Annotated in this window: 23 protein-coding genes and 1 pseudogene; 14 read left to right on the plus strand and 10 right to left on the minus strand. The window is 69.4% G+C overall.

All coding sequences use genetic code 11. The features are described from left to right. The first annotated feature begins 161 nt into the window (after nucleotides 1-161). Nucleotides 162-476 carry a hypothetical protein gene (locus tag OO52_RS29700; RefSeq protein WP_030656602.1) on the plus strand — a complete coding sequence of 105 codons (315 nt, stop codon included), beginning with the start codon at nucleotides 162-164 and terminating at the stop codon, nucleotides 474-476. A gap of 54 nt (nucleotides 477-530) precedes the next feature. Here OO52_RS29700 and OO52_RS29705 read toward each other — a convergent pair whose 3' ends face one another. Beyond that, nucleotides 531-1,712, minus strand: coding sequence for a winged helix DNA-binding domain-containing protein (locus OO52_RS29705; protein ID WP_030656604.1), 1,182 nt, complete (start codon nucleotides 1,710-1,712; stop codon nucleotides 531-533). Between the two features lie 178 nt (nucleotides 1,713-1,890). Beyond that, a complete protein-coding gene (locus tag OO52_RS54695) occupies nucleotides 1,891-2,268 on the minus strand; it encodes a hypothetical protein (protein ID WP_420711438.1) in 378 nt (125 codons plus the stop codon). A gap of 481 nt (nucleotides 2,269-2,749) precedes the next feature. Here OO52_RS54695 and OO52_RS29715 point away from each other — a divergent pair, with 481 nt between their 5' ends. Next, nucleotides 2,750-3,025, plus strand: a complete 276-nt coding sequence (locus OO52_RS29715) for a hypothetical protein (RefSeq protein WP_030656606.1) — start codon at nucleotides 2,750-2,752, stop codon at nucleotides 3,023-3,025. Between the two features lie 18 nt (nucleotides 3,026-3,043). Here the strand turns inward: OO52_RS29715 and pspAB are convergent, their stop codons facing one another. The 8 genes and pseudogenes from pspAB to OO52_RS29745 form a co-directional block, all read right to left on the minus strand. Next, entirely contained in the window at nucleotides 3,044-3,628 is a 585-nt protein-coding gene (pspAB, locus tag OO52_RS29720; RefSeq protein WP_030656608.1) for a PspA-associated protein PspAB, read from the minus strand. A 3-nt stretch (nucleotides 3,629-3,631) separates the two neighbouring features. Next, nucleotides 3,632-4,552 carry a zinc metalloprotease HtpX gene (gene htpX / locus OO52_RS29725; protein WP_030656610.1) on the minus strand — a complete coding sequence of 307 codons (921 nt, stop codon included), beginning with the start codon at nucleotides 4,550-4,552 and terminating at the stop codon, nucleotides 3,632-3,634. Nucleotides 4,553-4,650: 98 nt separating this feature from the next. Then, a complete protein-coding gene (locus tag OO52_RS29730) occupies nucleotides 4,651-4,905 on the minus strand; it encodes a hypothetical protein (RefSeq protein WP_030656612.1) in 255 nt (84 codons plus the stop codon). A gap of 359 nt (nucleotides 4,906-5,264) precedes the next feature. After that, nucleotides 5,265-6,206, minus strand: coding sequence for a reverse transcriptase family protein (locus tag OO52_RS48045; RefSeq protein WP_158712577.1), 942 nt, complete (start codon nucleotides 6,204-6,206; stop codon nucleotides 5,265-5,267). Between the two features lie 138 nt (nucleotides 6,207-6,344). Next, nucleotides 6,345-7,046 (minus strand): hypothetical protein, encoded by a 702-nt coding sequence (locus tag OO52_RS51035; protein ID WP_158712578.1) that lies wholly within the window; start codon nucleotides 7,044-7,046, stop codon nucleotides 6,345-6,347. A gap of 249 nt (nucleotides 7,047-7,295) precedes the next feature. After that, nucleotides 7,296-7,664: an AAA family ATPase gene (locus OO52_RS54295; protein ID WP_348539054.1), complete on the minus strand. Its 369-nt coding sequence runs from the start codon at nucleotides 7,662-7,664 to the stop codon at nucleotides 7,296-7,298. 83 nt (nucleotides 7,665-7,747) lie between these two features. Then, nucleotides 7,748-7,942: pseudogene (locus tag OO52_RS54300) on the minus strand (zeta toxin family protein); the annotation flags it as partial. A gap of 41 nt (nucleotides 7,943-7,983) precedes the next feature. Next, a complete protein-coding gene (locus OO52_RS29745; RefSeq protein ID WP_030656618.1) occupies nucleotides 7,984-8,742 on the minus strand; it encodes a GntR family transcriptional regulator in 759 nt (252 codons plus the stop codon). Between the two features lie 192 nt (nucleotides 8,743-8,934). Here OO52_RS29745 and OO52_RS54700 point away from each other — a divergent pair, with 192 nt between their 5' ends. The 12 genes from OO52_RS54700 (at nucleotide 8,935) to OO52_RS29805 (ending at nucleotide 19,305) form a co-directional block, all read left to right on the plus strand. Beyond that, nucleotides 8,935-9,522: a DUF6284 family protein gene (locus OO52_RS54700; RefSeq protein WP_432422518.1), complete on the plus strand. Its 588-nt coding sequence runs from the start codon at nucleotides 8,935-8,937 to the stop codon at nucleotides 9,520-9,522. After that, the gene (locus OO52_RS48050) at nucleotides 9,519-10,616 is read left to right on the plus strand and encodes a hypothetical protein (protein ID WP_078877450.1); all 1,098 of its coding nucleotides are present in this window, start codon (nucleotides 9,519-9,521) and stop codon (nucleotides 10,614-10,616) included. The genes OO52_RS54700 and OO52_RS48050 overlap by 4 nt, the downstream gene beginning before the upstream one ends. Further along, nucleotides 10,616-10,948 carry an RRQRL motif-containing zinc-binding protein gene (locus OO52_RS29760; protein ID WP_030656622.1) on the plus strand — a complete coding sequence of 111 codons (333 nt, stop codon included), beginning with the start codon at nucleotides 10,616-10,618 and terminating at the stop codon, nucleotides 10,946-10,948. Before OO52_RS48050 ends, OO52_RS29760 begins: the two co-directional genes overlap by 1 nt. A 35-nt stretch (nucleotides 10,949-10,983) precedes the next feature. After that, on the plus strand, nucleotides 10,984-11,214 hold the full coding sequence (locus tag OO52_RS29765) for a hypothetical protein (protein WP_030656624.1): 231 nt from the start codon (nucleotides 10,984-10,986) through the stop codon (nucleotides 11,212-11,214). 11 nt (nucleotides 11,215-11,225) lie between these two features. Further along, entirely contained in the window at nucleotides 11,226-11,543 is a 318-nt protein-coding gene (locus OO52_RS29770; protein ID WP_030656626.1) for a hypothetical protein, read from the plus strand. Nucleotides 11,544-11,608: 65 nt separating this feature from the next. After that, on the plus strand, nucleotides 11,609-11,806 hold the full coding sequence (locus OO52_RS29775; RefSeq protein ID WP_234339941.1) for a hypothetical protein: 198 nt from the start codon (nucleotides 11,609-11,611) through the stop codon (nucleotides 11,804-11,806). A gap of 133 nt (nucleotides 11,807-11,939) precedes the next feature. Continuing rightward, complete coding sequence (locus tag OO52_RS29780) at nucleotides 11,940-14,120, plus strand: FtsK/SpoIIIE domain-containing protein (protein WP_030656630.1); 2,181 nt, start codon at nucleotides 11,940-11,942, stop codon at nucleotides 14,118-14,120. A 237-nt stretch (nucleotides 14,121-14,357) separates the two neighbouring features. Beyond that, nucleotides 14,358-14,834 (plus strand): hypothetical protein, encoded by a 477-nt coding sequence (locus OO52_RS29785; RefSeq protein WP_030656632.1) that lies wholly within the window; start codon nucleotides 14,358-14,360, stop codon nucleotides 14,832-14,834. Between the two features lie 81 nt (nucleotides 14,835-14,915). Then, nucleotides 14,916-15,806: a bifunctional DNA primase/polymerase gene (locus OO52_RS29790; RefSeq protein WP_030656636.1), complete on the plus strand. Its 891-nt coding sequence runs from the start codon at nucleotides 14,916-14,918 to the stop codon at nucleotides 15,804-15,806. Next, complete coding sequence (locus OO52_RS29795; protein ID WP_030940288.1) at nucleotides 15,803-17,287, plus strand: hypothetical protein; 1,485 nt, start codon at nucleotides 15,803-15,805, stop codon at nucleotides 17,285-17,287. Before OO52_RS29790 ends, OO52_RS29795 begins: the two co-directional genes overlap by 4 nt. Nucleotides 17,288-17,724: 437 nt before the next feature. Then, nucleotides 17,725-17,964 (plus strand): helix-turn-helix domain-containing protein, encoded by a 240-nt coding sequence (locus OO52_RS29800; protein WP_030656640.1) that lies wholly within the window; start codon nucleotides 17,725-17,727, stop codon nucleotides 17,962-17,964. A gap of 75 nt (nucleotides 17,965-18,039) precedes the next feature. Then, nucleotides 18,040-19,305, plus strand: coding sequence for a tyrosine-type recombinase/integrase (locus OO52_RS29805; protein WP_030656642.1), 1,266 nt, complete (start codon nucleotides 18,040-18,042; stop codon nucleotides 19,303-19,305). Nucleotides 19,306-19,444 lie beyond the last annotated feature (139 nt).

Below are 19,444 nucleotides of genomic sequence, written 5' to 3' on the forward strand. Positions count from 1 at the left end.
CGCACACGGTACGCGAAACCCGTTCTGCACCCCCGTCACTGGAGCCCCGAAAGCCCTTGTGGCCAGGGGCTTTTGTCAGTGGTGGCCCGTAGAATAGAAGCAGTGTTCGAGGGTGCGCGCCGGACCCCGGTGTGCGCCCTGACCGCGACAGGAGGATGCCTGTGCCCGCTGCCGCCCTGAAGCCGAAGCCGTTGCCGACCCAGTCCACCGCCCAGCGTTCCGTGCTGTTCGACTCGCCCTACGAGCCCGTGGCGAAGCGACCGCTGCCGGCCGGACGGCCGCGCGAGTGGTACGTCACGCACAACCGGCGTCTGAAGGCCATGCGCCTGGCCATAGCCCTGCTCGACTCCGGGGTGTACCTGCCGGACCAGGCCCGGAACGAGACGATCCGCAGCACGGCGGAGCGGATCGGGATGCGCCCGCCGTCCGACACCACCTGCCACATGGTGCGGGCGCTGATGCGTTACTCGCGCTGAGCCGGCCGTGATGCCGGGTGTCCCGCGCCGCCGGTGCGGGGCACCCGGTACCCGTCACGCCGTCAGTTCCCGCTCCAGCGGGGTCCGGAAGCGCGGGGTGATCCGGGTCGCGCCCAGCCAGGAGCGCAGGCGCTCCGCCTCCGCCGTCACCCCGGCCGTGGCCTCCCGGCGGACGCCCTCCTCGGGGATCCGCCAGACGATCTCGCCGTCCGCGCGCTGGGCCCAGCCGCCCACCACCCGGCCGTTCCACCACACCGTCGGGCCCACGTTGCCGCTGCGGTCGAAGAGCAGCGGGCGCAGCGCCGGGTCCAGGTACCAGTCGCGCTCCCGCCAGGCCATGGCCGTGGGATCCAGCGCGGGCAGCAGCGCCGCCCAGGGCGCGCCGGGGCCCGTCACCGGCTCCGCGTCCCCGGCGCCCACGTACCCCGTGCCCTCGTCCAGGGAGACCTCCTCGGCGCCGGTCGCCGCCAGCGCACGGCGGACCTCCCTGAGCGTCCAGCCCGTCCACCACTTCAGGTCCGCCTCGGTGGCCGGACCGCACGCCCGCAGCCAGTGGCGCAGCAGGGCCGCCTGGGCCTCGGCCGCGTCCAGCTCGGGGTGGGGCGGCGCCGGCGCCCAGCGGAACTGGCTGGACGTCCAGGAGCCGAGCGGGCGGCCCCGGACCACCTTGCCCTCCACACCGAGCACGCGCAGCAGGCGGGTCGAGACCGTGTGGACGCCCTCGTAGCTCTTCCCGGCCGCGTAGGCGAACCGCTCGCGCAGTCGGGGCTCGTCCGCCGCCAACTCCGTCGCCGTCGCCTGGCCGCGCCGGGCCAGCGCGGCGAGCGTGGCCTCCTCGACCTCCGCCAGCCAGGCCGCGTCCGGGGCGCCGGCGCCCGCCATGTCCCGCAGCAGGCTCGCGCGCTCACGGGCCGCCACCGTCAGGCCCGTCGAGGCGTGGACGACGGCCGTCAGGTCCGCGGGGAACACGAACACCGTGTGGCGCATGCCGTGCATCCGCACCAGCGTGCGGTCCTCGTACAGCGCCCGCTCGGTCTCCTGCACCGCCTTCGCGGGATCGGTCAGCCGGGCGGCCACCGCCAGGTGCACGGTCGCCGGGTCCGAGCCGTGCAGGGCGACCAGGCAGGCCGCGACCTCCTCGGGCGTCGCCACCCGTGCCGTCCCGGCCAGCCGGTGCCGTAGCGCCAGCCGGGCCCGCCGTTCCGCCACATCGATGTGCCGCCGTTCCTCCGCCATGTCGGCCTCCCCTTCGGCTTGCGGTGCGTTGTCGCCATGGTCGCCGGTGCCACTGACAACGCGCGCGGGGGAGCGAGGTCCGCCGTCCGGCGCCGCGCCGTCGTGGCTCGTCGCGCCACGTGGCGCAGCCGCACAGGGATACGGCCCCGCGCTCCTTCGGGCGCGAACTCCGGGCGGCCTACAGCAGGGTCTTCACGAACTCCCGGCGGTCCTCGGGGTGGTCGTGGAGCCACAGGCCCAGCATGTGGTCGGCGTCGGGGAGTTCGAGGCGGGCGTAGTCGGCGCGGGCCGAGAGCGCGTCCTGGACGGCCTGGGTCACCGCCGGCGGGATGACCGTGTCCGTGCCCGGGACCGCCAGCACCGCCCGGCCCTCGTACGTGCGGAACGCCTCCAGGGCGGGGGAGTCGCGCCAGCTCCCGGGCGTGCGGATCAGCTCGGAGAAACGGCCCTCGCCGGTGCCGAACGGGACGTCCCAGGCCTCGGGCGTGTAGACGGCGGGCGCGCACAGGCCCACCGCCGCCACCCGGCGCCCGTAGTGCCGTACGAGATCCGCCACGGTCTGACCTCCCCACGCTCGGCTTCGCTCGCGCGGGGGGACCCCCATTGCCAAAGCCGACCAGGATCAGCGGGTCGTCCCCCGGGACGTGCGCGTCGAGCACCGCCACCGCCTGCTCGTACCGTCGGCGCAGGCTCAACTCGGCGAGGTGGCCCGTGCTTTCCCCGTGGCCGGAGAAGTCGAAGGCCGGGGCGCGGCAGCCGCGGGCGGCGAAGTCGGACAGGAGCGGCAGCAGCCGTTGCTTGCTGCCGTTGCCCGCGCCGTGCAGCAGGAGGGCCGTGGTCAGGCCCGGCCGTCCGGCGCCCACCCCGCTGAGCCGTTCGCCGTCGTACTGGTAGCTGAAAGCGGTGAGTTCGTCCATGCGGGCCATTCACTCACGCCCGTCCCCGCCCCGGAAAAACGGGGTGCACCGACCGTAACGACCTCCCTACGCTGAGCAAACAGAAGCAAGCCCCCTCGACTCACCCCACGGAGGTCCGTCATGCGTGGCATTCTCGCGACCGGGACCGTCGTCCTGGTGATCCTCGGAACCGGAAACCATCTCTGGTGGCTCGCCGCCGTCGCCCTGCTGTATCTGTACGCGACGCACGGCCGTGGCTCGCCCGGCACCACCCCGCCGGCCGGCACCGGCGCCCTGCCCGACAGCTACCGGGCGTACCGGGACCGCCGGGACCGGCAGGCCAAGTGGGAGCGCCGCTACCGCCGCGAGCGGCCCTTCGAGGTCCGGCGGCAGGAGCGGGACAAGAGCAGGAAGTGAGCGGGGCGTCGCCGGCCGTCACAGGCCGGGGGCGCCCCACACCGGGAACCAGCGGCCCAGGTCCTGCTCGATCCGCAGGTCGTTCCCGAGTGTGGCCTTCAGTTGCAGTTCCAGCGCGGTGTCCCGCCGCTCGGCGGCGCCGGGCAGCGGGGCGAACGGATAGAACGTGCCGCGCTTGTAGAGGTAGACGAGCGCCAGCTTCCGGCCGGTGCCGTCCGTGAACCCGGCCAGCGAGCACAGCAGCTGCGGGCCGAAGCCGTTGACCTCCAGCGAACTGTTCACCGCGTGCAGATCGTTGACCAGCTCGGGCAGCTGGCCGGGGGAGCGCTGGGACACCAGCCAGGAGTAGCCGTAGGCGTCCCGGCGCAGCTCCACCGGCGGACCGGTCCGGTCGATGTCCGCGTCCAGCAGCGCCTGCACCTCACGGTGCATCTGCTCGAACGCCGCGCCCTCCACCGTGGCGAAGCACACCGCCCCGCCCCCGGTCGGCGTGAAGCCCGCCGCCACCTCCAGCGTCACGGCCGCCGACGGCAGCGCGAAGAGCTGGTCGAGATCGGGCGCGACCGGCTTCGTACGGCCCAGCAGGATGTCCAGCAGACCCACCGGTCAGCCCGCCTTCCCCGGGGTGGCGGCCTCGCCCAGCTCCGCCGAGATCCGGCCGAGCTGCTCCAGCCGCTGCTCCAGGGTCGGGTGCGTGGAGAAGAACCGCTCGATGCCGGGCTCCCGGCCGGTCGCCGGGGTGAAGTAGAACGCGTTGAACGCCTGGGCCGTGCGCAGGTCCTTGGTCGGGATCCGCGCGATCTCCCCGGAGACCTTGGTGAGCGCCGCCGCCAGCGCCGAGGGCCGGCCGGTCAGGTGCGCCGCCGCGCGGTCGGCCGCCAGCTCCCGGTACCGGGACAGCGACCGGATCAGCAGGAAGCTGATCGCGTACACGGCCGCCGAGACGCCCAGGACCGCGGCGAAGACGGCGGCGGTGTTCTGGTCCCGGCGGCCGGAGCCGAAGACCTGGGAGTAGAAGGCGAACCGCACGATCAGGCCCGCGAGCACCCCGAGGAACGACGCGACCGTGATCACGGCGACGTCCTTGTGCGCCACGTGCGACAGCTCGTGCGCGAGCACGCCCTCCAGCTCCGCCGGCTCCAGCCGGCGCAGCAGCCCGGTGGTCACGCAGACGACCGCGTGGTCGGGGCTGCGCCCGGTCGCGAACGCGTTCGGCATGTCCATCGCGGACACGGCGACCACCGGTTTGGGCAGGTCCGCGATCGCGCACAGCCGGTCGACCACGGCGTGCAGCTCGGGATACTCCTCCCGCTCCACGACCCGCCCGCGCATGGCGAACATCGCGATCCGGTCGGAGAACCAGAACTGTGCCACGAACAGCGCCCCGATCAGGACGGCGACCAGCACCCAGGACTTCAGCAGCACGATCAGTGCGGCGACGAAGCCCACGTACAGCAGCCCGAGCAGGAACAGCGTGAGACCCATGCGCACGGTCAGTCGCCGATCGCTCCGGAACCGGCTCTGCATCTTGCATCACCCCGCAGTCAGGCACTCGTCCCGCTGTCCAGTGTGCACCTGCCGATTCCCATGAAGTGGTCCGGAACCGCCCTAGGCGGGGCAAAGGGTCAGTACGGAGAGCGCATCTGCGCGTACCCCAGCAGCACGATGACCACGGCCACGCAGCCGAGCACCACGGCCGTCGAGACCCAGGAGGACCGGCGCGGCACCGGGTCCGGGTCGGCGCGGAAGGGTGCCGGTTCCGGCGGGTTCTCCTTCCAGCGGGCGGCGAGCATCCGGGCCCGGGCGGAGGGCTCCTTGTGCTCGGCCGAGTTCGCCCAGGTGTGATCGAACTCGCGCTCCCAGTCGTCCTTTTCCGACATCCCCGTTCAACCTCTCTCGTCCGACACGGTCCGGAGGGATGATCTCCCGACAATAGGAAGCCTGGGAAGCGGGAAAGGTTGCACGGATGGCGGAAGCGGGCCGGGTCGTACCGCCGGCGTCCGCACCGACCCGGGCCCGCGCACGCCGAGGCCCCGCCGTCCCGGGGGAGCGGCGGGGCCTCGGTCAGCGCGTCAGCGCGTCTGTCACACGTCGAAGAAGTGATGATGCAGCGCCGCTACCTCGGGGCCCTATTCAGGAGGCCGCTGTGACCTGCGAGGACACTGTCGTTGTTCGTCGTTGTTGGTAGTCCTTGGCCACCCTCGGACGGCCCACAGACGGCCCGGTGATGGGTGCAGATCTAGTAGAGGAGATCGTATATATCCTCATCCGGCTCCGGAACCAGCTCATCGAATGCCCGCAGTAGTGGGTAACCGACGTCTGGCTCGACTGCGGCGATATAGCATGCCCAGCCCAACAGGCGATTCCGAAGCATCACCTCGCCCGCGCCGCCGAACTCTTTCATATAGGTGTAGTAACCGAATTTCGATATTACATGCAAGATCCATCGCATCTTACGCTTTACCTGACGCGGGATCCGTGGCCTGTCCGGATCGCCGACATACAAACCAGTGACGTATTGCGGACCGCCGCGGCGCATGAAAGCGGTTTTGCGCGTGTTTACCGACCAGCCGGCGTCGTCGAGGATTTGAGCGATATCCACTGAATGGCGGTCAGTGACATCGCCGGAGAATGTCAGATCGTCCACATAGCGCGTAAACGACAAGCCCTCTGACTGTGCGTACTCGGCGAGGGACCGGTCTGTGCCCAGGAAGGCCAAATTGGACAAGAGGGGTGAAGTACTAAGTCCGATTGGTAGCTTGCCGCCGATGGTGACGAGATTGACGGCAATGTCCGCGGCTTTCTCTTCGTAGCCTTGCTCTCGCAACGTAGTCTTTATTGTTGCGGCGCCAATTGACGGAAAGAAATCCTCAAGATCGATGCGCAAAACGCACGGTTTTGCTAGGTGCTGACTGGCGTTGCTGATCGTAGAACGTCCGCGAACAAATCCGTGAACATGATTGGGCGGATCATACGAGAACAGGTGTAGAAAGCTTCGATGTAAATTCTTGCTAATGGTAGCGAAGGGTTCTCTCGGATTGAATACTTCTCGTATTCCGCCGTGCTTCTTGCGGTATATCCGCTGATCGTAGAGCCGCCCGGCGCCCGCAGGAAGAGCCAAGGATAGCGCTTCTAGAATTTCGACCGATACGCCGGCTTGCTCCGCCAGGTCATCAACCAAGTATGGCACTGCCCCCCCCTGTGATGGGACAAAGCGAGGTAGGGTCGCACTCCCATGCAAGGACTATCATGCAACGCACGCGAACTCGCGCACAACGTTGACCGCGACCCTACCTCGCACGCACGATTGTATCATGCTTCAATGAAGTGGGTCTTTGCGGCTAGAGATGCGACCGTGCTCGAATGAATAGAGCATGGAAATGGACGGCTCGATCTCGCGGAATGCCCTATAGGCCCAGTCTTTCGGTTTTGTGGTGCAGCCCGCTTGGAGCCATCTACTTACTGCTGCCATGACATAGTCGATGATGGCCGTAGACATGTAGTCACTCTTGGCGACCATTGTGATCTTCAACTGCGGCAATGGTGTGGCTTTGCCGATCGTTTTGTAGGCCTGCCTGGCGACGTTACCGGGAAGTCGACGAATGATTGCCGCCATGCCCTCGCTCTGTTCTATGTAGCAAAGCAACTCAGATTCGCGGCGATGACGGATCAATAGATCACTCAGCAATTTCACATACATGGACTCGATCGCCCCGGATTCCGTGTCGCTAGGGACACCTGTTCGATCGGTTACGACCATGTATGATCGAAAGAAGATGGTCCGCATGAGCTCTAGAAATGGACCGGAGACTTCTAGTGGATCGGTCGAGCTGTGAAAACCATTCTTGCGAAACTCTTCGAAGCTGGGAAGTCCGGCCAGGCTGCTCTTCGCAGATAGTCTTTTATGCAAATCCCGAATCTTCCCCTCTATGTCATCTGCGTCTTCACCCAGTTCAACCGCGCCGACGATCAGCGGCTGGGAGGTATTCCCGTTTCCTGACTCGTCCATAAATAGCTTCACCGCAAAGAGCCTTTCGTGAGGCCTGCTGCACGGCCGCCAAGCCGCCCAGCCGCGAGAGTTGCACCTTCATCGGATACGGGACAACCCCTAGGTGGGAACTCGAAGAGCCATCGGGCCCCCCGCATCTCACGGGCCACGTCCCCACCCTCACCATTGGCAATAGGCCACTGTCGCATCATCCCCGGACTTGTAGCGCTGGCCACCGGATACCGGTGGGGTGCGTCGCCTCGGTCTTCCTTACCGTCTCAATCAGCTCGCGCGGCCCGCCTGCCTGTAGGCATCCAGTGCCGCGACGACCACGGATGGATCGCCGTCATACGCGAGGTGAGGCTCGTCAGGCTCCGGGGGTACGAAGCGATTTCGGTACCGCCGCAGGTCACTTTCGGAGAAGTAGATCGAGTTGGGATCGTGCGCGTGGGCTTCGTTGCGCTTGCTGATCCTCGCCCAAAGTTCGTCGTGGCTCGCTTCGAGATACACGAGCACCGGGGCGGCGCCGGCGTCCTCGGCGATGGCTCGCCACCGGGCGCGGTCGTCCGGTGTCCAAAAGCCGTGGTCGACCACGACATCGTGCCCTGCCTGAAGGAGCTGCCGCAGTTCGACCGCCACATCCTCAAGCACCGGGCGTTCCAGGATCGGGAAAGTGCCCGGGGGAAGTCCACCCCGTACACACCGTGACGCCGGTACATCTCTTCGTCCGGGCACAGGCGCACGAATCCTCGATCGGTGAGTGCTCGGGAAAGGGTGGTCTTACCTGAGCCGGGGAGGCCGGCCATGAGGACGCAGAACGGAGGGTGCTCGGACATCGGCCTCGTCAGGGTCTGGGAGATCACAGCCATTTCCGCTTCGGCTTCGGGGCTGAGCTGGCCAGTACGGCGAGCGGTGAGGAGAGCGCCCATGCGGTCTTCGAGCACACGTAGGAGCGTGTCGTCGACGGCTCTCACTGGGAAACCTCAGATTCCGTCCGCCAGGTGCGACCGGGGCCTCCGAGGTCCACGCCGTACTCCACGACGTTGCTCTCGCTGTCGATGAACTTTGCCGTCATCACCACCACGGGTTCCGTCGGCAGGTTTTCGGGGTCCAGCTCCAAGAGCCGCGCGTCATCCGCTGTTAGCAGGCGCGCTGAGGCCGTGTCGATCCGATGAGTGATCGGAAGGCCGGTCGCCTCGGCGATGAGCTGGAGGGACGTACCTCCGGTCAGCCGCTCGCTTATGGCCAACTGCGGGATGAGCTTCCCGTAGCGAGCCGGAATCCATGACGTACTGTGCGCGACGATGCCGTGCCGGTCCCTGTACACCCGGCGCCGGCGGATCACGTCAGTGTGTGGCTCGGTACCAAGAGCCTGTGCCACATCCGGAGGTGCAGGCACGATGGCTGCCTCATGCGAATCGGACCTTTCGCCTGAGCCCCAACTTGAGCCGGTACGGCGACCTCGGTCCTGACGCTGAGATCCCGAAGACATCGGAGCGGGTCGGTCCAGAACCTCCGTCCCGATCCCGTGAATGCCCCTAACCAGGCCCTCGTTTCGCAACTTGCGTAGTGCCTTCTCGGCCGTAGCGGTGCTTACCCCCCACTCCTCCGAGAGGTTCTTGATGCTTGGCAGGAGTGATCCCGGCGGTAGCTGGCCGGACTCGATCAGCTCCGTGTAGTGGGCGGCAATCTTCGCGTACGGCGCCCGGTTGTCGGCCTGACCGGCCATGTCGTCAGCTCCCTCATCAGCGGTTCCCTGCGGTTCCCTAGCTTACTGCTTGACACTGCAGGGAACCCTAGGGAACCCTAGGGATGTGCCCGGAGGAAAGCCCGCGGGGGTGAGTACGAAGTGAGCGCCTGTGCCTTGAGAACTCAACAGCGTGCCTGGGAGGCCGTCCCTCCCCTGCCAATAAGAGGACGGATGCGTGCGGGCGAGCCCCGGGCGCGACTGCACGACCAACCTCCGCAGCACTCGCTGCGGCCGGTTGCCTCCGCCGCTCGTCTCGCACGAGCGGCGCCGAGGGGAGCCGGATCTACCGACTTCAACGGCGCGCGGCTCCCGGGGTGCCTCCCGGGAGCCGCTGTTCGGGCCGTTCCACCACTGAGAGGAACACGACCGCAGATCATCACCCTGGACCGCACGCCGAGCGAGCTGGACGAACGCCGCATCCGCCGGGCCGCCTGGAGCGTCGGTCACGACCTCACCCTGGCCTGGCCCGCCCGCATCGCCGGCGGCGCCGGCATGGGGGTGCTGCTCGCGGCGGCCGGGCTGCTGCTGCGCTCGGTCCGCCCGAACCTGAGTGGCCGGCACGGCTTCCCGTTGTGGGCCACGCTCACCGCGCACGAGATCGCCGACACCGTCTCGCGGGACCTGGCCGCCGACATCGCCGGCCTGTCCCGCCTGGCGGTCGCCAAGTTCACCTGCCTGCGTCGCGCGGTCGACCTCACCCTGGCCGGCGGCGCCCTGCTCGTGCTCGCGGTCCTGCTGGCGATGGGGGGTGCGGCGTGAAGGCCAAGACCGTACTTCCGGCCGTCGCGATGACGGCCGTGTCCATGGTTCTCACGCTGGCCGTGGTCGTGATGTGGCTCGGTGGTGCGATGCCGTGGCTGGTCGCCCTGGTGGTCGGTCTCGGGATCGACGGGGGATGGCTGGCCACCCTCGCCTACGAACGCCGGCTCGCCGCGCAGGGCGACCACAGTCGGACCGTGACAGCGGTCGGCTGGTTCTTCGGGGCGATCGCGACCGGTGTCCTGGTCACCCACGCCCTAACTGCCGACCATGCGGTCGGCGCGTGGCTGGCCGTGGCATGGCTGCCGATCGCCGCGAAGGCGCTGTGGCTGGTCCACGGACTGTGGGAGCGGACCGCGCTCACCCCGACCGCGCTCGATCAGATTCAGTCGATCCAGCAGGAAGCGCGCGACGAAGCGGCCGTGGCCCGTGCCCGGCTGCGGGCCGGGGCGGTGACCGAGGAGACCCGGCTCACGGCCGTGACGGCGGCCGGTGCCCGCGTCGCCCGCGTCCAGGCCAAGACCGCCGGCCACCTCGCCGGCGCATGGTCGGAACTGGAAGGCGCCCGGCAAGGTGACGGCACGGGGCAGGCTCTCGCGAGCGTCGCCACCGGGTGGGAACTGCCCGCCTGGAGCACCACACCGACCACCGATATGAATGTGGAGGAATCGACCGGGAACGGTCGAGAACGGTCTATGGCTGACCAGCCGGAATCGACCCCGGCCACGGTCACACTGACCCGGCTTGTGGTGCCCGATCCTGTGCCGGTCGATCTGGGCAAGCAGGCCACCCCGAGCAAGCCGATCCCGGCGGTCGTTCCGGTCGTCCGGCCGGTGCCGATCGAGGCGCCCCCCGCCCGCACCAGTCCGGCGGAATCGCCCCGGCCGCGTCGGGTGACCGGCCGGGTTCCGGCGGCTGCGAAGTCGCCCCGTACCCGCCGGACGCCCGAGCAACTGTTGGCGCAGGCACGGAAGGCGACGGCCGAACTCGACGCCGGGCAGATCACCGCCGAGGGCATCCGCCGCGAGCTGCGCACCTCGCCGGCCAACGCCCGCAAGCTGCGTGACGCCCTGCTCGCCGAGCGGGCCGCGTGATGGGTGCCCTGCCGGTCTATCGGTGGCGGCTCGCCCCGGACGGCTACGCCACCCGCCGGCAGCTCCGTGCGCGGGGTCTGCGGCCGGGTGGTCAGGAGGTGGCGGCGCAGCTCGAACGGCCGCGCCGCCGCCGTGGCCCGCTGGTCGCCTACCTCTACCGCGTCGACCTGGCCAAGCCGTTGCGCCCGATGACGCCGGCGCGGTGGGCGGCGCTGGCCAAGGCCAACGCCGCGCGCCGCTTTTGCCCCGCCTGCGGCCGGGACGCGGGCTACGTCATCCGCGCCTCTCTTGGGACGTGCGAGCCCTGCGACTCCGCCCGCCGCGCCACTTGATCCCTCGCCTCTTCTGCGCCGAAAGGACCCATCCGATGGGCCTGTACGACCGGATCATGAGCGCCACCAACGACCCCACCAACGTCCTGAGGGTGAACTCCGCCGCCCAGGGCGCCGCCCGTGTGGCCAGCGACACCGGTCACTCCGGTCTCGCCCTGGCCGCCGCTGCCGGCGCGGCTTTGTTCGCGGCCGTGGACACCGTCATGCACGCTCCCAAGGCCAGCGACGGCCCCTACGCCACCTTCCACACCGACGACCGCCGCTAGGAGGCGCTGACATGGGCAAGCCCGACACCCGCCGCCTGGACCGTGAGATTCAGCAGACGGAGCGCAAGTTGAAGGCCGTGCGTGAGCGGGAGATGTGGCCGCTGGACGGCAGGGAGCGCCGTGCGGTCGTGGCCGCGCTGGCCGGCGGCTCGTACCGCGTCGTGCGGGGCAACAGCCCCGGCCGGGCGGAGCGGAAGCTGGAGACCGCCTGGGAGTCGGCCGAGACGCGGCTGAGTGCGGAGATCGACGCCCTGCGTGCCGAGCGTCAGCGCGTCGTGACCGAGGCCGCCGCGACCAAGGCCGCGAAGAAGTCGTCCGGGTGGTGGTGAGCGTGGAGCGCCGTTGTCCTGCCACCCACCCGGACGACCCGACCGGCTGCACGGGCCCTTTCGTGGTGACTGTGCTCGACGCCCAGAACGTCGGGGCTGACGGGTGCGAGCACCACGGCGCCCGGCTGCTGGCCTCCCTGAACGGCGGACGCGTCTTCCCGTTGCCGGACTCCCCGCCGGGTGCCGCCATCCGCGTCTTCAAGGCCGCCGCCGGCATCCGCCCGTTCTGCTGGCTCGACGGCCCGCGTACCGAGCCGTCCTAGCTCAGCCACGCCGAGCCCCGCGCCCCCCCACGGCCGCTGACCTGCTGGCGTCACCCCGCCCGCGCCGAGACCGGCGGGGTGACGCCCCCTCAACTTCCCGCCCCCTGTGGGGCAGTCAGGAGAACCCTTTCTCATGTCCGAACCCGCCACGGTGGCCCCCGAGATGGGGACCGTCCACGACCTTGACGAACACCGGGCCGCCCGCACCAACACGGCACCGGTCGACCTGACCAAGCCCACCCTCACCTCCGTCCCGGCCAGCGAGGAGACGCCCGCGGCGGAGGGTGAGGCCGTCGACCGGCCGGACAACCCGCTGGCCGACTGGCTCACCGTCCCCGACGCGCCCGTGCTGCCCGCCTGGGCCCGCTCCCGCGCCTCCGTGGTCGCCAACGTCCGCGCGTTCGGCCGGCTGACCTGGTGGCACACCCGCTACCACGGCTTCCGCACCCCGAAGTACCTCATCAAGACGGTGCTGCTGGCCGCCCGCGGTTTCTACCGGGCCACGGTCGGGCTGTGGCCGACGCTGTCCGCGCAGGACCACACCGCGACCGTCCGGGCGCTGCGCGCGCAGGTCAAGGCCCGCCCGGAAGACGTGGACCTGGCCGCGCGGTTGCAGGCCGCGCACTACGCCCGTACCCAGACCCGCCGTTGGCGGTTCGGGGCCGCCGCTGTCGGGGTCGCCGCCGCCGCTGTCGGCATCGCGCTCGCGCCGCCGCTGCTTCAGGCAGGCATCACCGCCGCCGTGGTCACGCCCCTGGCCTACCTCGGCCGGGGCAAGGAGACCCACATCCTGGACCAGGCGGCGCCGCCGCTGAAGGTGGAGATGTCCGCGCAGCAGCTCAACGACGCGCTGCGGGCCGCCGGCCTCCTCAAAAGCGGCAGCGGCAAGGACGACAAGGATCTTCCGAAGGTGCACTGCACGATGGGCCCGGTCCGGGACGGCCGTGGCTGGGCAGTGATCTTCGACATGCCCCGTGGTGGCGGCAAGACCGCCTCCGACGTGCTGGCCAAGCGTGAGGTCATCGCGCAGGAACTCGGCGTGGATGAGATCCAGGTCATCATGTCCCGCGTCCGGGCCGCCAAGGGCGGCAACGCCGGCCGGGTGTCGATGTGGGTCGCCGACGACGACCCCTACCTTGGCACCCCGAACCCGTCCCCGCTGGAGAAAGCCGAACGCTTCTCGATCTGGGACGCGGTGCCGTTCGGGCAGGACGCACGCGGCAACCGCATCAACGTCCCCGTCATGTGGCAGTCGATGTTCTTCGGCGGACTGCCCCGCCGGGGCAAGACGTTCACCCAGCGGCTGCTCACGGCGGCCGGTCTGCTGGACGCCTACGTGCGCCACTACGTCGCCGACGGCAAGGGCGGCGCCGACTGGATGCCCATGAAGGCCGTCGCCCACCGCCTCGTGATGGGCGCCGAAGACGACGCGATCGAAGCACTCAAGGCCATGCTTCAGGAGCTGCTGGCGGAGATGGAACGCAGGTTCGCGCTGCTGCGGGACCTGCCGACCTCGGTGTGCCCGGAAGGCAAGCTCACCCCCGACATCATGGTCAAGTACAACCTGCCGGTCATCTTCGTCACCATCGACGAGTTGCAGGAGTACTTCACCGCCATGGAGCGCGACGACCGCGAGCAGGTCATCAACGACCTGTGCCGCATCGCCCGCCGGGGACCCGCCGCCGGGTTCATCTCCAACTTCGCCTCCCAGCGCCCCGACGCGGAGTCGGTACCGCCGAAGCTGCGAGAGATCATCACCATCCGCTACTCCACCCAGGTCGTGGACCGCACCAGCAGCGACATGGTGCTGGGCAAGGGCAAGGCCGCCCAGGGCGCGGACGCCTCCGTGCTGTCCGAGGACCACAAGGGCGTCGGCGTGCTGGTCACCGGCCCCGCCTCGTACGTGACCGTGCGCGCGGACTACCTCGACGGGCCCGCGTTCGCCGCGCTGTGCCGCAAGGGCCGCGCCCTGCGCGAGGCCGCCGGACAGCTCACCGGCGACGCGGCCGGCGACGTCACCGCCGCCGCCGACGCCGCCGGACTGACCGTGCCCGCCATCGTCTCCGACGTGCTGGAGGTCATGCGGCACTCCCCGCGCATGTTCACCACCGACCTGCTCGCCGGTCTCGTCAACCTGGACGAAGACGTCTACGGCGACTTCAACGCCGAACGCCTCGCCTCCGAACTCGAAGCGGCCGGCGTCAAGCGCACCAGCAAGCAGGTCAAGATCAGCGGCGCCAACGGGGCCGGCTACCAGCGGCGCGACATCGAAGCCGCCGTGCCCGCCGAGATCCTGCTCAGCACCGGCAGGTAAAGCCCCCCGGCCCTACCTCACCCCCTCCCCGCACCCCCTCTACTCCACGACGCGGCACCTGCCGTGAGCGCTACCGAGTAGAGGGGGCTCTTTACCCCGGTAGAGGGGGAGGTAAGGGCCCCTGACCTGCAAGGTAAGGCCGGTAAAGGGGGCCGCGGCGCCCCCTGCCCGCACCCCTCCACAGCCCCTCTCAGCGGCCCAGCCGCACCCCCGCCGAGCACCGGAAGGGACCCCCGCATGCACCCCGAGACCACCCCCGGCACCACCCAGCCGCACACCGTGATGAGCGACGCCCAGGCCGCCGCCGAAGCCCGCCGCATCCTCGCCGACGCCTACGGGCCCACCGCCTACCGCGACGACACCCCCGCACCCGCCTACGGCCACACCCCGCCCGTCACCCAGCCCGGCCGGCCGCCGATGAGCCAGGGCGCCACGGACGCCAGCGTCATGATGCTCGCCGGCGGCGCCTCTACCGCCATGGTCGGCGGCACGGCGGCCGTGCTGATGTACGTCTCCCAGTTCGCCGACCCGGTCGTGTGCGGACTCGTCTTCAGCGCCCCCACCGCCCTCGTCCTCGCCCTCGCCCGGCTGGTCAAGCGCGCCAAGCCCACCCCGGACGTCCACCACCACTACACCGGTCCCGTCTACCAGGACCAGCGCAACGTCCACAGCACCACGCGCGGTGTGTGGGCCAAGACCACCAACCAGCAGTGACAGCAAGGGCGGCCCCCCTCTCGCCAAAGACCGAGGCCGCCCTGCTCCATCCATCCAACTGAACAGTGGAGGACTCCCAGCATGACCCAACTGACCGACGTTCGGCGAGTGTCCGGCAATTGGTCGCGCCCCACGCATGATCTTTTGCGCGCCGCCCTGGACCTCACGGCGGCCGGCGTGCCGGTGTTGCCCCTTCGCAAGGGGAAGGTGCCGTTCGGGAACTGCCGTGCGTGCGCCAAGAACGTCTGTGGCGGACGGCCGAACATGAAGACTTCCGGTCCCTGCCAGTGCCCGGCGCCCTGCCACGCGTGGGCCGCTGCCACGACCGACCCGCAGGTGATCACCTCGCCCGCGTGGGTGCCGGCATGGCGTGAGGCCGTCTGCATCGGCTACCACCCCGGCGGCGCCGGGCTGACCGTGGTGGACCTCGATAACGCGGACGCCATCGCATGGGCACGTACAGCCCTGCCCGCCACGCAGACCGTGGCGACGACGCGCGGTGAGCACTGGATCTACCGGGGCGCCATGACCTCCCGCAACGCGGTTCGCCCCGGTGTCGACATCAAGTCGTCCATGGCCTACGCCCGCTACCTCGGCCCCGGCACCGGCAGTATGGCTGACCTGCCGGACGCTGTACGCGCCCTGGCCGTCAAGGCGCCCTCCCCGGTCCGGCCGGCGCTGCACGCCGCCCCCGTGCCCGCACGCACCGGCGGCGGGGAGTGCCCGCACCGTACGCCCGTCTTCCTGGAACGCGGCATCGTCATGGCCGTGGAACGCATCACCGAGGCGCGCAGCGCGGTCCACGCGACCGTGTACCGGACGTTCCTCGCCGTGCTGTCCACGCACGGCCGGTGCGGCTGCCTCACCGACGCGCACGTCGCGCGGCTGTTCGCTGCCGCGCAGAGCAAGGGCGAGTCCCCGCGGCACTGCTCGGACGCGTGGGCCAATGCCCGCACGACGTTGGGACTGTGACCGTGGCCGATGACGACAAAAACCCGGCCCGCGAGATCATCACCAACTACGCGCAGGCGCACTTCCGGTACTTCCGCACCGCCGACGGAACCGTGTACGCGCAGCGCAACGGCCACCCCGTGGCCCGCCCGATCCGCTCCCAGGGCACCACCGGAAGCCACCGCCAGGAACTCATGGTCGACCTCTTCCGCGACGGAGTCGGCGTGTTCAACGGCACGGCGCTGAAGGAGGCGTTGGACCTGATCGAGGCCCTCGCGCTGACCGAGGACGTACAGCCCGTCCACATTCGCGTCGCCCCCGGACTCGACGGGGCGACGTGGCTGGACCTGGGCCGCGCCGACGGGCAGTCGGTCCGTATCCACCCCACCGGCTGGGACATCGCCGTACCCGACCCGCGCGAAGTGTGCTGGCGGCGCACCCAACTCACGGGGGAGCTGCCCCTGCCCGCCAAGGACACCGGCGGCATAGGTATCGACCTTCTGCTTCGGCTGTGCAACTTCGCCAACGCGGAAACCGAATGCCTGGCCATCGCCTGGCTCATCGGCTGCCTCGGGCCGTCCGTACCCGTCCCCGCCCCTTTTCTCACCGGCCCGCAGGGGGCGGGCAAGTCCACCGGCGGGCGAATGCTCGTCCGGGTTATCGAAGGCATGAGCGGGGACCTGCGCCGAGCCCCGAAGGACGAAGAGAACCTGATCGCGGCAGTAGCCGCCGGATGGGTCACCGCCCTGGACAACCTCTCCCACATGACGCCGGACCTGTCCGATGCGATGTGCTGCATCGTCACCGGCGCCGAGAACGTCAAGCGCGCCCTGTTCACCGACGGGGACGTCTTCCGCGCCCGCTACCGCCGCCCACTCCTCCTGACCGGCATCGACGTCGGCGTCATCCGGCCCGACCTCGCCGAACGGCTCCTGCCTCTACGGCTGGAGCGGCCCAAGGTCCGGCGCACGGAAGCGGAACTGTGGGCCGAATACGCTGAGGCCCTACCGGTCATCCTCGGTTCTCTGCTCGACCTCACAGTCAAGGTCCGCGCAGCACAGGCGGACATCCCCACCGACCTGCGGATGGCCGACTTCGCGCACCTGTGCGCGCAGCTCGACGCGGCGACCGGCCTCGGAGCGCTGGGCGCCTACCGGGCCAGCCTGGACGACCTCAACGACGATGTCATTGAGGGGGACTTGCTGGCGCAGACCGTCCTCAAGCACGCCGCCGGCATCGAGCCGGGCACCGAGCAGCGGATGACGTCCGCTGAGTGGCTGCATTGCCTCACGGGCCTCTACACGGGTGAGGACTTCCGCCCCCTGCCCAAAGGGTGGCCGACCACAGGCAAGGTGCTCTCAGACCGCCTCAAACGCCTTCAGCCCACCCTCGCTGCCCGGGGCGTCCTCATCGACTGGGGCCGCACCAAAACGTCCCGCTACATCGAGATCGTGCGGCCGTCCGCCCCACCGTCCCCGCACGAGCAAGCAGCGGCCTTCTGACCGGGCACCACGGCCCCGCACAAGCAAGAGGAGCACCCGGCGGCGCGTGCTCCTCTTGCTGTTCGGCGGCGGCGCCGCCCTGTGATGGTCGCGCCGCGAAGCGGCCCGTTCTTCACTCCCTGAGACGCGCACCACAACAGACACCACCCCCCTCTTTGTCCGAAGTAGAAAGACGCTGCGTCACCTGCGTCACCCACACCCCGCAAACGGCCGGTGACCTGCTGAAGAAGCGATGACGCAGACGGCCGATCTCTGCGTCACCCCGCGTCACCTGCGTCACCCGGTGACGAAGGTCTGCGTCACCGGTGACGCACCCCTCAAACCCTGCGTCACCTCCAAACCGCAGGTCAGACGCGCGAATGACGCAGATGACGCGGGTGACGCAGAAATACGAACCTCGGACACACGCGGCCCTGCCCTCCCCGCTTGGAGCCCCTATGGCAAAGCCGACAGACCCTGACCCCCGCGCCACCCTCCGAGGCGGCCTCCCGGACCGGTACCTCACCCCCGACGACATCGCCGAGATGTTCGGCGTGCCCCTGGAGACCGTCTACCAGTGGCGCAGGAAGCGCACCGGACCGCCCGGCTTCCGCATCGGCAAGCACCTCCGCTACGACCCCGCTGACGTACGCGCCTACGTCACCAACCGCAAGGGCGTTGACCGCGACGCCGCCTAGCCAACCCATCCCAGGAAGCAGGGAGAGCCCCAGCGGGTGGCTCTCCCTGTGGCATGTCGAGAGGACCGCCTACCTGTGGCAGGCCATATCCAAGACCGTTGGTACAAGACAGAGACGGCATCCAACGGCAAGACGATCAGGGTAAAGACCGACCGATACGGGACCGGGTTACGGTATCGGGCCCGGTACGTCGCCCCAGATGGGAGCGAACGCAGCAAATCATTCCCTGACAAGCAGAAGCGACTCGCCGAGTCGTGGCTGACACAGATCGCGGCCGACATGAACCGCGGCCAGTACGTCGACCCGTCGGCCGGCAAGGTGACGTTCAAGGAGTTCGCCACTCAGTGGCTGGCATCCCAGACCACGGACCCTTCCACGATCGTGAACATGGAGTTGCGGTTCCGGCTGCACGCCTTTCCCTATTTCGGCTCTCGCTCCCTGAGTGCGTTCCAACCCGCTCACATCCGCACGTGGGCACGGGCCCTCGCAGACTCCGGCATGGCAGCGTCGTATCAACGGACCGTCTTCGCAAATGTCTCCGCTGTGTTCGGTGCTGCCGTGGACGACGGCCTTCTGACTCGCAATCCCTGCCGCGCGGGTTCCGTACGGGCACCCAAGCTGGATCGGCGGAAGATCAAGCCGTGGACGCGTGACCGAGTGGTCGCAGTCCGGGACGGCCTTCCGAGCCAGTACGCGACGACCGTCGACGTCGGTGCAGGGTGCGGTCTACGGCAGGGCGAGATCTTCGGGCTTGCCATAGACGAAGTCGACTTCGTCGGGGGGGTCGTGCACGTCGTGCGACAGGTCAAGTTGGTTGGCCCGCACATGGTGTTCGCCCCGCCCAAGGGCGGCAAGCTACGAGACGTGCCGCTGCCCGACGTGGTCTCGGATGCGCTTGCCACTCACATCACCCGCCGGCCCCCCATCGACGTCACGTTGCCGTGGAAGACCCCGGACGGCCCGCCCGTCACAGCGAAATTGCTGTTCTACTCGCGGGAGCGTAAGGCGCTGAACAGGAACTACTTCAACATGTACCTGTGGAAGCCCGCCCTGATTGCTGCCGGCGTCATCCCGGAACGGGCGCCGGGGGAGCGGTTCAAACCGTCGCGTGAGCACGGCATGCACGCCTTGCGGCACTACTACGCGTCGGTGCTGTTGGACTCGGGGGAGAACATCAAGGCCCTGGCCGAGTACCTCGGTCACTCCGACCCGGGATTCACGCTCCGGACGTACACGCACCTCATGCCGAACAGCCAGGACCGTGCCCGCAGGGCCATCGACGCCGCGTTCGGCGTGCGGGATGCGGACACCGGCCCCGGCGGAGCCGGTGCGCAGACCTGAGCGGCGGGGCCAGAGCGCTCGACGGCCGTTCGCGGCGCAGGGCCCGAAACAGGCCGTCGGCCGTGCCTTCCCGAGGAGGAAGAGCACGGCCGACGGCCCACAGGCGGCCCAGGCGAGCGGTTACCCGCTCTGACCTGGG

The organism is Streptomyces flaveolus (genome assembly GCF_000716535.1).
GTDB lineage: Bacteria > Actinomycetota > Actinomycetes > Streptomycetales > Streptomycetaceae > Streptomyces > Streptomyces flaveolus_A.

What these genes read in the sequence shown, in the direction of transcription:
- OO52_RS29705 (WP_030656604.1), bottom strand. Translation starts at nt 1,712, where the DNA reads ATGGCGGAGGAACGGCGGCACATCGATGTGGCGGAACGGCGGGCCCGG.
- OO52_RS29715 (WP_030656606.1), top strand. Translation starts at nt 2,750, where the DNA reads ATGCGTGGCATTCTCGCGACCGGGACCGTCGTCCTGGTGATCCTCGGA.
- htpX (WP_030656610.1), bottom strand. Translation starts at nt 4,552, where the DNA reads ATGCAGAGCCGGTTCCGGAGCGATCGGCGACTGACCGTGCGCATGGGT.
- OO52_RS29730 (WP_030656612.1), bottom strand. Translation starts at nt 4,905, where the DNA reads ATGTCGGAAAAGGACGACTGGGAGCGCGAGTTCGATCACACCTGGGCG.
- OO52_RS29745 (WP_030656618.1), bottom strand. Translation starts at nt 8,742, where the DNA reads ATGGCCGGTCAGGCCGACAACCGGGCGCCGTACGCGAAGATTGCCGCC.
- OO52_RS54700 (WP_432422518.1), top strand. Translation starts at nt 8,935, where the DNA reads ATGCGTGCGGGCGAGCCCCGGGCGCGACTGCACGACCAACCTCCGCAG.
- OO52_RS29760 (WP_030656622.1), top strand. Translation starts at nt 10,616, where the DNA reads ATGGGTGCCCTGCCGGTCTATCGGTGGCGGCTCGCCCCGGACGGCTAC.
- OO52_RS29765 (WP_030656624.1), top strand. Translation starts at nt 10,984, where the DNA reads ATGGGCCTGTACGACCGGATCATGAGCGCCACCAACGACCCCACCAAC.
- OO52_RS29770 (WP_030656626.1), top strand. Translation starts at nt 11,226, where the DNA reads ATGGGCAAGCCCGACACCCGCCGCCTGGACCGTGAGATTCAGCAGACG.
- OO52_RS29780 (WP_030656630.1), top strand. Translation starts at nt 11,940, where the DNA reads ATGTCCGAACCCGCCACGGTGGCCCCCGAGATGGGGACCGTCCACGAC.
- OO52_RS29785 (WP_030656632.1), top strand. Translation starts at nt 14,358, where the DNA reads ATGCACCCCGAGACCACCCCCGGCACCACCCAGCCGCACACCGTGATG.
- OO52_RS29790 (WP_030656636.1), top strand. Translation starts at nt 14,916, where the DNA reads ATGACCCAACTGACCGACGTTCGGCGAGTGTCCGGCAATTGGTCGCGC.
- OO52_RS29800 (WP_030656640.1), top strand. Translation starts at nt 17,725, where the DNA reads ATGGCAAAGCCGACAGACCCTGACCCCCGCGCCACCCTCCGAGGCGGC.